This window comes from Candidatus Accumulibacter necessarius (genome assembly GCF_036625085.1).
Genome location: NZ_JAZKUM010000005.1, coordinates 293995 through 307566, shown reverse-complemented (window position 1 = coordinate 307566; position 13572 = coordinate 293995). Strand labels below are relative to the sequence as shown.

General features: G+C 62.6%; 13 protein-coding genes and 1 pseudogene. 2 read left to right on the top strand and 12 right to left on the bottom strand.

Annotation, left to right across the window (positions count from 1 at the left end; translation table 11 throughout):
* Positions 1 to 137: 137 nt before the first annotated feature.
* From V5B44_RS15315 to V5B44_RS15285, 7 genes are all read right to left on the bottom strand, one after another.
* Positions 138 to 1442: a putative bifunctional diguanylate cyclase/phosphodiesterase gene (locus V5B44_RS15315; protein WP_332359873.1), complete on the bottom strand. Its 1305-nt coding sequence runs from the start codon at positions 1440 to 1442 to the stop codon at positions 138 to 140.
* Positions 1433 to 2647: a PAS domain S-box protein gene (locus V5B44_RS15310; RefSeq protein ID WP_332359872.1), complete on the bottom strand. Its 1215-nt coding sequence runs from the start codon at positions 2645 to 2647 to the stop codon at positions 1433 to 1435. Before V5B44_RS15310 ends, V5B44_RS15315 begins: the two co-directional genes overlap by 10 nt.
* An 8-nt stretch (positions 2648 to 2655) precedes the next feature.
* Complete coding sequence (locus V5B44_RS15305; protein WP_332344657.1) at positions 2656 to 2868, bottom strand: CsbD family protein; 213 nt, start codon at positions 2866 to 2868, stop codon at positions 2656 to 2658.
* 685 nt (positions 2869 to 3553) lie between these two features.
* Positions 3554 to 4042 (bottom strand): phasin family protein, encoded by a 489-nt coding sequence (locus V5B44_RS15300; RefSeq protein WP_332359871.1) that lies wholly within the window; start codon positions 4040 to 4042, stop codon positions 3554 to 3556.
* A gap of 193 nt (positions 4043 to 4235) precedes the next feature.
* Positions 4236 to 6062 (bottom strand): hybrid sensor histidine kinase/response regulator, encoded by a 1827-nt coding sequence (locus tag V5B44_RS15295; protein ID WP_332359870.1) that lies wholly within the window; start codon positions 6060 to 6062, stop codon positions 4236 to 4238.
* A gap of 55 nt (positions 6063 to 6117) precedes the next feature.
* Positions 6118 to 9189, bottom strand: a complete 3072-nt coding sequence (locus V5B44_RS15290; RefSeq protein ID WP_332359869.1) for a chemotaxis protein CheB — start codon at positions 9187 to 9189, stop codon at positions 6118 to 6120.
* A gap of 232 nt (positions 9190 to 9421) precedes the next feature.
* Complete coding sequence (locus tag V5B44_RS15285) at positions 9422 to 9757, bottom strand: DUF883 family protein (protein WP_332359868.1); 336 nt, start codon at positions 9755 to 9757, stop codon at positions 9422 to 9424.
* Between the two features lie 309 nt (positions 9758 to 10066).
* Between V5B44_RS15285 and V5B44_RS15280 the strand changes: the two genes are divergently transcribed.
* On the top strand, positions 10067 to 10255 hold the full coding sequence (locus tag V5B44_RS15280) for a hypothetical protein (protein ID WP_332359867.1): 189 nt from the start codon (positions 10067 to 10069) through the stop codon (positions 10253 to 10255).
* 17 nt (positions 10256 to 10272) lie between these two features.
* Positions 10273 to 10431 (top strand): DUF3309 family protein, encoded by a 159-nt coding sequence (locus V5B44_RS15275; RefSeq protein ID WP_332359866.1) that lies wholly within the window; start codon positions 10273 to 10275, stop codon positions 10429 to 10431.
* A 727-nt stretch (positions 10432 to 11158) separates the two neighbouring features.
* On the opposite strand, the pseudogene V5B44_RS15270 reads toward V5B44_RS15275, so the two are convergent.
* From V5B44_RS15270 to V5B44_RS15250, 5 genes and pseudogenes are all read right to left on the bottom strand, one after another.
* Positions 11159 to 11359 (bottom strand): annotated as a pseudogene (locus tag V5B44_RS15270) (ISAs1 family transposase); the annotation flags it as partial.
* Between the two features lie 313 nt (positions 11360 to 11672).
* Entirely contained in the window at positions 11673 to 11957 is a 285-nt protein-coding gene (locus V5B44_RS15265; RefSeq protein ID WP_332359865.1) for a collagen-like protein, read from the bottom strand.
* A 200-nt stretch (positions 11958 to 12157) separates the two neighbouring features.
* Positions 12158 to 12355 carry a hypothetical protein gene (locus V5B44_RS15260; RefSeq protein WP_332359864.1) on the bottom strand — a complete coding sequence of 66 codons (198 nt, stop codon included), beginning with the start codon at positions 12353 to 12355 and terminating at the stop codon, positions 12158 to 12160.
* 134 nt (positions 12356 to 12489) lie between these two features.
* Complete coding sequence (locus tag V5B44_RS15255) at positions 12490 to 12705, bottom strand: glycine zipper 2TM domain-containing protein (protein WP_332359863.1); 216 nt, start codon at positions 12703 to 12705, stop codon at positions 12490 to 12492.
* A 62-nt stretch (positions 12706 to 12767) separates the two neighbouring features.
* Complete coding sequence (locus tag V5B44_RS15250) at positions 12768 to 13379, bottom strand: hypothetical protein (RefSeq protein WP_332359862.1); 612 nt, start codon at positions 13377 to 13379, stop codon at positions 12768 to 12770.
* Between the last annotated feature and the right edge of the window lie 193 nt (positions 13380 to 13572).

Sequence of the window (13572 nt, the reverse complement as noted above, 5' to 3'; positions counted from 1 at the left end):
CTGCTGGACGGCGAGCGAAGCTGCCCGAGATTTCACCCCTCATGCTGCGCTGACACCGTGGAAACAGCATAGTGGCATGGGCACCGGTGGTCGGTACGCTGGCGCACATAGTTGTCCGCCTCCGCGATGGCCGTGCCCTAAACGGTTACCAGCAGGTGCGCGAAGTCCTCGGCGGGCAACGGACGGTTGAAGAGAAAGCCTTGCCCTTGCGCGCAGCGCTGAGTCCGCAGGAACGCCAGTTGCTCTTGCGTTTCCACGCCCTCGGCAATGACCCGCTGCTTGAGGTTGCGTCCCATGCCGATCACGGCGCTGACGATGGTCGCGTCGTCCGCATCGGTCGCCAGGTCCTGCACGAAGGATTGGTCGATTTTCAGGGTGTCGATCGGAAAACGCTTCAGGTAACCCAGGCTCGAATAGCCGGTACCAAAATCATCGATCGCCAGCTGCACCCCCATCGCCTTGAGTGAAGCGAGCACCTGCGCCGACGACTCCGTGTCATGCATGAGAATGTTTTCGGTCAGTTCCAGTTCCAGATAGCGCGGGGCGAGACCGGTCTCCTTCAGGATCAGGGCCACCTCGTCGACAAAGCCCTGGTGCCTGAACTCCAGGGCGGAAATGTTGACCGCCACGGGCACCGCGTGCAAGCCCGCATCGAGCCAGGACCGGACCTGCCTGCACGCCTCGCGCAGCACCCAGCGGCCAATCGGCACGATGAGACCGCATTCTTCCGCGATCGGCACGAACTGCTCCGGTTCAATCAGTCCGAGCACCGGATCAAGCCAGCGGATGAGGGCCTCGGTACCGGTCATCGCGCCTGAGGCGAGATCGATCTGCGGCTGATAATGCAGGCGAAACTCACTCTGCCTGAGGGCACGCCGCAGCCCGGTTTCGACGAACAGCCGGCGAACGGCGTGGCTGTTCATGCCGGCAGTGAAGAACTGGTAGTTGTTACGGCCGCTTGCCTTGGCGTGATACATCGCGGCGTCGGCGTTCTCCATCACCGTGTCGCCATCGATGCCGTCATCGGGGTAAACGCTGATCCCGATGCTCAGGGTCACATGGATCTCGTGTTGGCCAATGAGCTGCGGCTCGGCTAGCGCGACGAGCAACTTTTCGGCGACCAGGGCCGCGTCCTGCGGCTGCTCGATCTCGGCCAGCAGAATCACGAATTCGTCACCGCCCTGGCGGCAGACCGTGTCCGTCGTACGCACACAGGCGGACAAACGGCGAGCCGCGGACTGCAGCACCTGATCGCCGACCGCATGCCCCAGCGAATCGTTGATGTGCTTGAAGTAATCCAGGTCTACGAAGAGCAGTGCCACCTGTTTGCCGCGCCGACGCGCCAGCCCGATCGCCTGCGAGAGCCGTTCGGTCAGCAGCGCCCGATTGGGCAGACCGGTGAGGAAATCGTGGTGGGCCAGATGCGCCATCTTCAGCACCATGGCCCGGATTCGCTGACGTCGTGGAAGACGATGACCGCGCCGGCGACGCGGCCGTCCCGGTCATGGATCGGAGCGGCGGAATCCTCGATCGCCGACTCGCCGCCATCACGGCGGACCAGGATGCTATCCGCGGCCAGCCCGACGGTCCGGTTCTCCTTGATGGCTTGCTGCGCAGGATCCGGAGCCGCCTGGCGTGTCCCGCCATCGATGATGTGGAACACCTCCGACAGCGGCCGCCCCAGCGCGTCCTCGCGCGACCAGCCGGTCAGCGCCTCGGCCGCCACATTCAGATAGGTCACCTTGCCCTGGAGATCGGTCGTCAGCACAGCGTCACCGATGGAGTCCAGGGTCACCTGGGCCCGCTCCCTTTCTTCGAACAGGGCTTCTTCGACCGCTTGCAAGGCGAACTCGGCCGCCTTGCGTTGGCTGATATCCTCAACCGTCTTCACGCCACCGTTCACGGCCAACCCGTCGTTCATCGCCGCGCTGTTGACCCGCGCCCAGACAACACTCCCGTTCGGCTGCAGGAAGCGAAATTCCGTCTGAAATGATGCGCCACCGCCTGCCGCATCGCGCCACTCGGCGAGTACACGCTGGCGATCGTCGGGATGGATTGCCGTGCTCCACTTGGTGCCCAGCGTCTCCTCGAAGGTCAGCCCCGATATCCTGTGATAGGCGGCATTCGTGTACACACAGTCACCCTGCACATCGGAGACGAAGATTCCCAGCGGGGAGGCGTCGCTCATCGCCCGGAAGCGTAGCTCGCTGGCCCGCAGCGCGTCGCGCGTCGCCTTGCGGTCGAGCAGGTAACGCAGTGCCCGCGGTAACCAGTGGGCGTCGACATGGCCCTTGATGAGATAGTCGCTGGCGCCGCGCTGCACCGCCTTGCGCGCGATGGCTTCATCACTCGCTGTACCGAGAACGAGGATCAGGGCATTGGGCGCCGCCCGGAACACCTGATCGAAGGCGTCGAGACCCTGGCCGTCGGGCAGCGCAAGGTCAAGCAGCAGTACCTCGATACCGCCCCGGCCCAGTCGAGCAAGCGCATCCGAGAGCCGCGACACCCGTTCGACGCCAAACGAGCCTTCGCCCGCCCCGCCAAGAGACTGCTGAATCAATTCGGCGTCACCGCCATTGTCCTCAACGAGGAGCACCCGGGTGGCGCAGCGCATGGCGGAGCGCGACGCGCTGCGTAGTTGGCCCATGCGGCGCTCTATGGACGGTAGTCCTTGTTGATCTCTTCAAAGCTCTTGATCTGCTCTTCGGCCTCGTCCTTGCTGATGCCATAGCTCTCCTGGAGCTTACCCGCCAACTCGGTGCGCTTGCCGGCAATCACATCCAGATGGTCGTCTGTCAGTTTGCCCCACTGCATCTTCACTTTGCCCTTGAATTGCTTCCAGTTGCCTTCAACGATATCCCAGTTCATGTCAAACTCCCCTGCTCCGGAATCCGACGGGCGGAATTGCCCATCGAGCATCCATCGTCGCAGCGCGCACGGCGTGTCTGAAGTGCCTGATGACTGGACTGGCTTGACGGCGACTCGGGATGCACTGCAAGACTAGCCGCCTGACCTGGCTAAATCTGTACGGTGGCGCACATCAGGCGACTGACTGTGATGCGCCGTATCGTCCCTCGCCCGGCTAACGCCGGCGCAGGCTCGGCAGGGTATCCCGCCGCACGCGCAGGTTCCCTTCCCAACCACAGGTGACCGAGCGGCAGCGATAGCGGTGTACCGGCCTAAGAATATTCAGCAGCCCATCGACGAACCGTCGCGGGATGCGGTACACCCAGCCATTGCAGCGGGGGCATGCGCGCTGTCCGTGCGCGGAATCGCCAGCCGCGTGGTCGCGACCACTGCCAGTTGCCGCAGATACCTGGATGAGCTTGGTGAGTCGAGGATGCCGTCGCCGGTAGCCGGCGAACAGATCAGCCGTGGCGTCGCGATGACAGACGTACACCCCCCGCGACCTCCCCGGCCAACCGCTCTCCGCATCGCTCGCCGATGCATCGGAAGCTGCGTCATCACTCGCAGGCGCGGCAAGCAGCACCCAGCGACAGCGGTCGCGGGGCCACTGATCTGCGGCTTTCACGGCAGGAGCGTAGGCGAGCCCTTACGTGCCTTTCCTGGCAAGAGCGGTAGTTGCGCTGGCGATACGGGCCGTTGCGTCGCCGACCACCTTGGTGTTGGCGGCGGTCATGTCGGTAATCTGCTGCGCAAAGCCCTTGAATAATTCGAACCCCTTCAGGGCACCCGTGCTGGCGTTTGCGCCCCGGCCTTGCGAAGAAAAATACGAGGTGACCAGCTTGGTGACTTCGCTCTGGGTGTCAGCGGCTATTTCCTGCACCCCCTGCAGGTAGGCGGCGGCGCTGTTGGTCGCTTTTCCGGGCGTGGCGCCGAGCACCTTCTGCTGCTCACTGGCGTCCTTGGTCTGGAGCAGCGAAGCGAAGCCGCTGGTGCCCTCTTCGAAGGCGAGGCGAGTTGCATTCAGGTTCAGGGTGGCCAAACGCTCCAGGCTGGAAAATGCGATTTTCGACAGGGTCATGAAGGCCTGGGTGTTGATCTCGACGGAGTTGATCAGTTCTGGGCTAACGGCAAGCATGGTGTGACTCCTCAGGGGAATGGAAAACAGAATTCAGCGGTGCTGGCAGGCGAACCTCGAACGACGGTTCGCACCACCATACACATTCAATCCCTGAGCACAGCTTGCGCGATAAATCGCGGAAACACTGTTCGCTGGCGCACATAGCGGCCAAATGAGGCGGCTGACGCGCCCTTTGACAAGACCCGCAGGCTCATGGACTGCCTGGCGTGCTGGCCCCATCGGTGGCGCGCTTGCCCGCACCGGTCCTGGCGAATTGCAGGGCCATGTCCAGCGTCTCCAGTAACTCGTTCACCCTGATCGGCTTCGTCAGGTAGCGGAAGAATCCTGCCGCCAGACCTTTCTCAATATCGCGGGGTATGGCATTGGCGCTGATCGCAATCACCGGGATGTGAGCTGTTGCCGGATTTCCTGCCAGAACTTGCAGCGCTTCGACACCGCTGATGTCCGGCAGACTGATGTCCATCAGGATGACATCGGGTCGGGAAGCGCAGGCGATCTCGATGCCGTGGCGCCCATCCCGCGCGGTCAGCAGTCGCACATCGACGCGGCGCGCGACGATCTCCTCGACCAACATCAGATTCGCGGTGTTGTCCTCGACATAGAGCACGGTGCGCAAGGGCTGGCCAACCGGCTCTGGTGCCTGGGCGACCGGCACGAGTCCAGCCGTGTCGGCAATCGCCCGGTCTTCAGTCGCCAGCGTCAGCTCGATCCAGAACACGCTGCCTTTGCCGACCGCGCTCTCGACGCCGATGACGCCTCCCATCGCTTCAATCAGCCGCTTGCACACGACCAGGCCAATACCTGTCCCCTCATCCGAAGCCGCCTCCTGTCCGAGACGATTGAACGGCTGGAACAGCTGTGCCAGTTGTTCCGGGGCGAGTCCTGCACCGGTGTCCTGAACGCTGATGCGCATCGCATCCGGCTGGCTCGGGCTACAATCCATCGTGACCGCTCCGCCGGCCTTGTTGTACTTGATTGCATTGGCAAGAAGGTTGATCAGGATCTGCTTCAACCGTTTCCGGTCGGCCAGGACGAAACAGGGGGCCACGCACCCGGCAAAGGACAAGCTGACCTCATTTTGCTCCGCCTGCGGTTTGACCATGTCCTGGCATTCGGCGATCACTTCGGGCAGCGATATCGGTTCCATTGCCAGTAACAGTTTGCCGGACTCGATCATCGCGAGATCGAGAACTTCGTTGATCAGCCCGAGCAGGTGCCACCCCGCCTTGAGAATCTGATCGATGCTTCGCTGTTGCGAGGGCGTCGGCTTGGGAGACCCGGATTCGATGAGCTGGGCAAAACCGAGGATCGCACTGAGCGGCGTGCGTAGCTCATGACTCATGCTCGACAGGAACTCCGATTTTGCCAGGTTGGCCGTTTCCGCCACGAGCCTGAGACGTTTCAGCTCGGCGTTCTGGTCCTGCAGCGTCTGATCGAACATTGCCCGCTCGGCTTCCGCCAGCTTGCGCTGGGTGACGTCGCTCAGGAGGACGCGCAGAACGACCGTGCCATTCGCCTCTTGCGCGACAGCCGACGCGACATGCGCCCAGAATGCCGTCCCGTCACCCTTCATCAGCCGCAACTCGCAGGCCTGCGGTTCGCCGTTATCAACCACGTTCCTGCGGTGCAGATAGTGGATGTCCTGGTCCACCTTGAGGATGAAACGGCTGATCGGTTGCATGACCAGTCCAGCACGGGTGCTGCCGAGCAGGGTTGCCGCGGCCAGATTGCTTTGCAGGATCAGCCCCGTTTCGCTCAAGGTGCAGTAGCCGACCGGCGCCAGGTCATAAAGGTCAAAATAGCGTGCCCTCTCGGTGTCGAGCAGCGCCTGCGCCTGACGTAATTCCTCGTTCTGCATCTCCAGCTCGATCTGATGCACGCGCAGCTCATGGAGCAGCCGCTCCGTATCTTCGAGCGACAGGCTTTCACGCCCGGCGGGCGCCAGCGCCGACTCTTCGAGAAACAACGCCTCGGCCTGCTCGCGCAGCCCCTGCCCGGCAGTCAATGGTTCACCCATTGCGGGGGGGGGGGACTCTGAGTGCTGAATGGCGTTTGTCCTGTATGCTCATCGATCACCTTCCTGTTTTCCGACGATCCCTGACGACTTCGCTCGCCCTTTCCGTGGTCGCGATGGCATAGACCTCGCCGGCCGCATCCATCAAGACGGTCGAGATCATCGAGACATTGACCACCGCACCGTATTTGGTGAGCCGTTGGCCACGATACGGCTCCAGGACTTCAGCCTGGGCAAGCTGCCGCAGGGTCAGCAAAGTCTCCTCGCGCAACTCCGGCGGAATCAGGTCGCGCACGTTCATCCGCAGCGCCTCGCCTTCGGCCCAGCCATACATCCGTACGGCTCCCGGGTTCCAGACCAGGATCCGGCCCTCCAGATCCTGCACGGTGATGGCATCGTGTGCATCGCGCACGATCACCGCCAGGCGGCACAGATCATTCGCGGCGCGCAACGCCTCCCGTGTCTGCACCGTTTCGGTGATGTCCAAAAACGAGATCACTGCACCCTCGATCACATTATCCAGCGTTCGGTAGGGCTGGATGCGCATCGTGTACCACTTGCCTTCCCTGGTCTGCACGTCCACCTCCTTGTGGATCAGCGTATTCAGCACGGCCCGGGTGTCTGCCACGAGACCCTCGTAGCCGGCCAGGTTGGAGACAATGTGGGCCACCGGCCGGCCGATGTCGCTCTGGATGAGGTTGATGATGCCGCTGGCGGCCGGTGTGAAGCGCAGGATGCGCAGTTGGTGGTCCACAAAGACGGTGCCGATGCCGGTGCCGGCGAGGAGATTGTTCATGTCGTTGTTGGTGCGCGACAAATCGATCACCTTGGCTTGCAACTCGGCGTTGACCGTGGCCAGTTCCTCGTTGACCGACTGCAATTCTTCCTTCGAGGTTTCCAGTTCCTCGTTGGTCGATTGCAGTTCTTCGTTCACCGACTGCATTTCCTCGTTCGATGACTTGAGCTCTTCGTTCGAGGTCTCCAGTTCTTCCTGGGTAGTCTGGAGATATTCGTCCTTGGCCCGCAACTCCTGCTCGAGGACGGCGATGCGCGCCAGCGTGTGCGACGCGGCTTTCGCCTCAGGGCCTTCGTCAGGAGCGGCTGCCCTGCCGCTGGCTGCCGGCACGGCCGGCTGCGCCTGATCCGTGGCAACGGAGTCCTGCAGCATGACCAGGTACAAAGGCGACTCCGGCATCACTTCAGGGTCGGCCGACAGCGGGCAGACGGTCAGATCGACGCGCGCGAAGTGGCTGTTGGTTTTCACCTGCAGCCCCGGGCAGTGCACGCGCTGACTGCTGTTGGCCGCTTTGTGCAGGGCCATGCTCAGATCTTGCCGCAGCCCTTCGCGGGCCATTCGCAGGATGTTGTTGACGCCCGACTCGCCGGCGGCTGGCTCCAGGTACATGCCGGTCCGGCCGTGCAGGTAAAGGATGTCACCCTGGCCATTGACCAGCGCGCTGGCCGGGGCAAGCTGTTGCAGAAGCGCCTGTTCGGTCAGCTCGCGCAGTGGCAGCCTGGCACGCGAGCCAGGCTTGCCGCCACCGGTGGGCGCCGCATCGATCGCCATCCGGGGTGGCAGAAAGCGTCCCAGGGTCATGCGCCGGGTGCTGGAAAAATGCTCCTTGCGCTGATACAGCTTGGCGTGGCGGTCGAGCACGGCAAAGAGGTCGGCAAACTCGCCCACGCCTTCGGAGGTGCCGAGGAACAGTGTACCCCCCGGCCTGAGCACGTAGTGGAACAGCGGAATGAGCCTTTTCTGCAACTCGGCGCCCATGTAGATCAGGAGGTTGCGGCAACTGATCAGGTCGAGTCTGGAAAACGGCGGATCCTTGATCACATCCTGCTCCGAGAAGACCAGCAGGTCGCGGATACCTTTGTTGATTCGGTAGGCGCTGCCGTCGGGCACCGCCGTGAAGAACCGCGCCAGCCTCTGCGGCGACAGGTCGGCGGCGATGCTGGCCGGATACAGGCCACTGCGCGCGGTGGCGATCGCCCGGCTGTCAATGTCGGTGGCAAAGACCTGGATCGTATAGCTTTGCTTGAGTGCCTCCATGTGTTCCTGCAGCAGGATGGCAATCGAATATGCCTCCTCGCCAGTGGAACATCCCGCCGACCAGACGCGGATCACCGCGCCTGCCGGGTGGTCGGCAAACAGCGTCGGAATGACCTGCTTCTCCAGCACCGCGAAGGCCTCCGGATCGCGGAAGAAATTGGTCACGCCAATCAACAGGTCACGAAACAGCGCCTCGACCTCGGACGGCGTCTCCTGCAGGTACCTGACGTAGCTGTCCAGCGCTTTGATCTGGTGCACGGCCATCCGCCGTTCGATGCGGCGTTGGATGGTGCTCGGCTTGTATTGGGAAAAATCGTGACCGGTCTGGGCACGCAGCAGAACGACGATCTTCTTCAGCGCCAGTTCGCTCTTCGGCCCAGCGACGGCAACTGCGCGCGCGCGTTGGCCGAAGGCATGTGTGGCGTAACCGATCAGCTGAGCAGGCATCTCGGCCGGCGGCAGGACGTAGTCCACCAGGCCGGTATCGAGCGCGCTGCGCGGCATGCCGTCGTACTCGGCGGAATCGGGGCTCTGCGTCATGACCATGCCGCCCTCGTCCTTGATCGCCCGCACGCCCGCCGTGCCGTCGCTGCCGGTGCCGGAGAGCACAATGCCGATTGCCCGTTCCTTCTGGTCGAGGGCCAGCGAGCGAAAGAGAAAGTCAATGGGCAGGCGATGTCCGCGCGGCTCGGAAGGCTCGAGCAATTGCAGTGCGCCATGCAGACACGCCATGTCGCGGTTGGGCGGGATGATATAGGCGCAATTGGGCTGCACCACCATCCCGTCGGCAACCTCGAAGACCTGCATGCGGGTATAGCGCTGAATGAGGTCGGAGAGAATGCTTTTGTGGTCCGGTGCCAGGTGCTGAACCAGCACGAAGGCCATGCCGGGTTCGGCGTCGCTGGGCATACCGGAAAAAAAGGCCTCGAATGCTGCCAGCCCGCCGGCCGAGGCGCCGATGCCAACGATCGGGAAGGAAGCGGTTGAGGGAGTCTCTGCCGCTGCCAAATTGACAGGTGCAAGCGGAACCTCCAACGATGGCGAGTTGGCCTTCTTCTTCAGGTGTCCCGGCGTCATTATTTCTCCCCGGCGCCTGGTCGGCGCACTTCGCCGACCATTTTACGCATTTCGTCGCTCGGGGTCCTGAGACTGAGACTGCTGATATCGACAGGTTTTTCTACGGCGAGGCCGAGCCGTTCACTCGTTCGGGCAGTCGGTGACGAGAGCCCTGGCGTTGTCGCGGCTGCAGTGCGTCTCGACCGCCTTCTCGATACGGTCTGCCAGCCTGCCGGTCACCCTGTCTCGTGACTCAGCGGCGACTGGCAATGACGCCGATGATCAGCCCGATGACCGCGGCCAGCCCGACGACCTTCCAGGGGTTGTCCATCATGTACTCGTGGGTGACGTCGGCGGTGTGTCTGGCTCTGTCCGTGACCGCGATTCGCGCTTCGTCAAGCCGGGATCTGGCCTCGGACAGCTTGGCACCAACCCTCGTGCGCGCTGCCGCAAATTCTTCGGCGGTCGAATTGGCCACCTCCTTCAGCAGGTAGTCGGCATCGGCGACCACGGTCCTGAGATCCTTGGCGAGCTTGTCCCTGGTGCCTTCGACGTTGCCCTGTGTTGTGATCAGTTCGGTATTCATCATGTCTCCTGCTGTTGTGTGTTGTGAATTAACGAGGTGAGCGCTGCCGGTGGCAGCAGCGCCTCATTGCCATTGACAAGAGGCCGGATGGCCGCACCTGGCCGCCGCGGCGGTCCTTCCCGACAGCAAGCCCTTTACTCGAGCGCAGACACTCTGTCCCGCCAAGCCCATGGTCTGCCTCACCCGGCACACAGTCTGTGCGCCAGCGTACACATGGCGTACATGGCGCCCACCTGGCCTGGCGGGGCGCAAGCCGGCGGACTCAGGCGTGGGCTCCGAAGTGTGCGCTGCCGTACAGAAGTTTGCCTCTGTTTGAGTAACATCTTCGTCAAGGACAGGCAGCGATTGCAGCGGCCCACGATGGTCGCCGGCAAACCTGAGGCGACGAGCGCTGTCAGGCAGCAACCCACAGAGCGGGTGAAAGACAAGGTTCGGCGCACCGAGGAAGGCGCCGCGAGTGCGCAGCGCGAGCAGGCTCGAATGCTGCGCCGTCATGATTGACTTTAAGGAGAAATGAAATGTCATTGGGAACAATTCTGCTGATTGTGGTGGTCTTGCTGCTGATCGGCGCGATTCCAGCCTGGCCGCACAGCCGGAGTTGGGGTTACGGGCCCAGCGGTGGTATTGGCCTGGTGGTGCTCATCCTGCTCATTCTGTTGCTGACGGGCAGGTTATAGCGGGCTGCCCGGATTCTGCCTGCCAGAGGCGGACACAGCACATAGCAGGCGGAGACGGCGATGAAACCGAGGCTGGACTTCGGGCGCACGCAGGTCCATGACTGAACGAATCGCAGGGAAGGAGAAACTATGACAGCTTGGCTACTAGTCATTTGTTGTTTGGTTGGCTTTGCTGTCTGGCTCTCGCGGCCGCGCAAACGCGTCACAGCGCAAGGTGAGCAGGCCGACAGCCAGCCCGTCTCTCCCTATCGGGGCGTCGCAATAAAGCCAGGCAACGATGGCTGCGCGAGCGCGAGGCGTCTTGAGGAGCAGCGGTTTCTGGCTCAAGAAGCGCCGCGTCTGCCGTTACCAGGCTGTGACGCTTCCCTATGTAATTGCAGGTATTCCCACTTCGAGGACCGGCGGGAACATCAGCGCCGGAGTTCGCATGCCTTGGCGCGCGGGCTGGGGGGGGCCGGGAATCTGGAACATCGCACCGGCAGCGACCGCAGACGGCGATCGGGATTTCCGTCACACGCCATTTGATGAGAAGTTGCCCTGCCGGATCAGTGTGGCCGCGCACAAGCCTGAGATTCATGGAAATAACATACTTCACTGGAGGAGGCCAACATGCGATCCCTTATGCTGTTTGCTGTTTCCAGGCGTACCCATCCCGATCATCATTCTTATTGCGCTGTTCGTGCATTGATTGCACACCGCTTAGCCGCCAGCATGGCTGCGAAGTGAGGCCCAGGGAATTGAGGCCCAGTATTCGCATCCGGACGTCGCCCTCCTTCGAAGCGGCGCGCTTGCGCTTCAGGCGCAGGCTGCGCTCGCTCTTGTCGGCAGTATCCAGGCGAATCCTGTTGAACACGATCTTCTTCAGGCAAGACAGGTTCTGAGGGGCGTTGTTCTTGCGTACGGTGCTAGCATCCTCGCCAAAGCTGACCCGCTGAACCGACTCGTACCCCGGATTGCCTCTTGAAGAGCGCACGGTAAAAAAGCCGCAGGGAAACCCTGCAGGTTGTTTCTGTCAAGCCGCGCACGAGCCGGAAACGGTCTTCCTGTTGATCAGCCGACAGACGCACCACCGGGACTCGGCCACCGACTTCGAAGCCCTGTCTGTTGCACGCAATGCCCTCTCGCTGTTCAAGCACCACGCATTCACAACGACGACTTCAGGTGAAAGCATGCTGGCTGAACAGCGAGGGGCTTGAACACCAGGCCCCTCACGCGGACCACAGCGCCGCGGCGACAGTGAATCAGCGCGCGGGAGCCTGGCCGGGAACGACGACCACCGTATCTCCCCCCGTTTTGCCGGGCTCACCGGTCGCTCCGGTCGTGCCCGTGCTGCCGGTTGCGCCTGTCGCCCCGCTCGAACCGGTGGATCCGGTCGCGCCAGTTGATCCCGTGGCACCTGCCGGACCCGCTGGCCCCGGAACCGTCACCACGGTCGCGGGCGGCGCATTGACGACTGCTGGTTTTTTGTCGCACGCGGTCACGGCCAGTGCGATGAGTGCTGCAGAAAGCATGATGGAGTATTTCATGAGGATTCCTTGTCGTTGTTGGATAAGTGGTTTGCTGAATATTGCTCGCCTGAAGCGCCTGCGGCGACCAGGCTCAGGCTGAGCGCAATGCATCGTCGCGCCCAGTCCGGTCTCAGGGTCCGGAGGAAATCTGCGGCCTGTCCTGACTGGCACCAAGCGCCTCTTCCGCAGGCTGGCGGAAGGACCAGCCACGCGCCCGTTTACTTCTTGTCTCCCTTTGCTGTGTCCTGGATGCTTTCACCCGCTTTCTCGATCTGCTTGCCGACTGTCTGTGCCGCCTTGTCGACTTCCTTGCCGGCTTTCTCTGCCGGACCTTCCTGCTTCTGGCAGCCCGAGAGTGCGACAAGCAAGGTACCGATCACCAGGGCTGTGCCGCTGGTCTTCCCAAAGTTCCACATACGTATTGTCTCCTGGTGGCCCACTCACCCGACGGCAAGAGCAAGCCTGTCGGTGACTCTCGCCGGGGATCAGGGCAATGAGTGATGGAAACGCGCCGGCCGGGAAAGTCAGGCGCATCGCATCCGGATCCTCTCTACTTGCTGACTTCGTGGCCGATGATGCCGCCGACGGCTGCACCACCCACGGTTCCCGCCGCGCTACCACCGGTCAGAACCGCGCCGCCGACGGCACCCACACCGGCACCGACAGCGGTGTTCTTGCCCTGCGCCGACATCCCGGAACACCCTGCCACGCCGAGCAGCAATGCGGCGGCAACTGCGCCGACTGTAAATCCCTGTCTTGTCTTCATGCTGTTACCTCTTTGTCAAAGCTTGTTTTTTCATGGCATCGTGCCTGCGCGAGCGCCGCTGACTACTTGCCCGCGCTTGCCTTCGCCTTGGCCAGACAGTCATCCTTGGCGGCGCCGGCCATGGCGTCGCACTTTTCCTTCGCCACGGCGTACTGCGCGTCGACCTTGTCCGCTGTCGCGTCCTTGCGGGCGTCGGCCTTCTCGCTGCTCGCCTTGCTGCGCGCATCGCTCGAAGTCTCCTTGGCCGAAGCGTTCGCGTTGGCCGTCTTCATCTGTGCTTTGGCGTCAGCCTTGGCGGTCGTCTCTGCCGCTTTCGCTTCCTTCACGCACACGTCCTTCGCGTTGCCGGACAAGTCGTCGCACTTCTCCCTGGCAACCCCATAGTCAGCTTCGGCTTTGGCGACGAGCGCCTCGTAGTGGGCTTTCGTGCTGGGCTTGTAGCTGGCGTCAAGATCGGCGCGTGCCACCTTCTGTACACCCTTGGCCTGCGCGACGCAGACATCCTTGGCATTGGCGGAGAGCGAATTGCACGCCGCCTTGCCCGACTTGTACTCGGCCGCGATCTTGTCTTTTGCCGTCGAGTAATCGGCCTTCGACATGTTTTCTGCCATGGCGCCGGCACTGAAACCGAGACTGACTGCCAGTGCCAGCGCGTTCATTTGGATTCTGTTCATTGTCGTTCCTTCATCTGATGAGTTGAGGAGCAATGCTTTGGCAAGCATCGCGGTGCATACACGTGTCTTCGCCAGGAGCGCGCGGGCTGCAACGGCTGCCTGGCAGCCCACTGCAGGAACGCCCCTTTCGACTCGGATGCTTCAGCTTAGGCCGCAGCTGCGCCCCTGTCTGTCCGCTGGCGAACATAAGTGG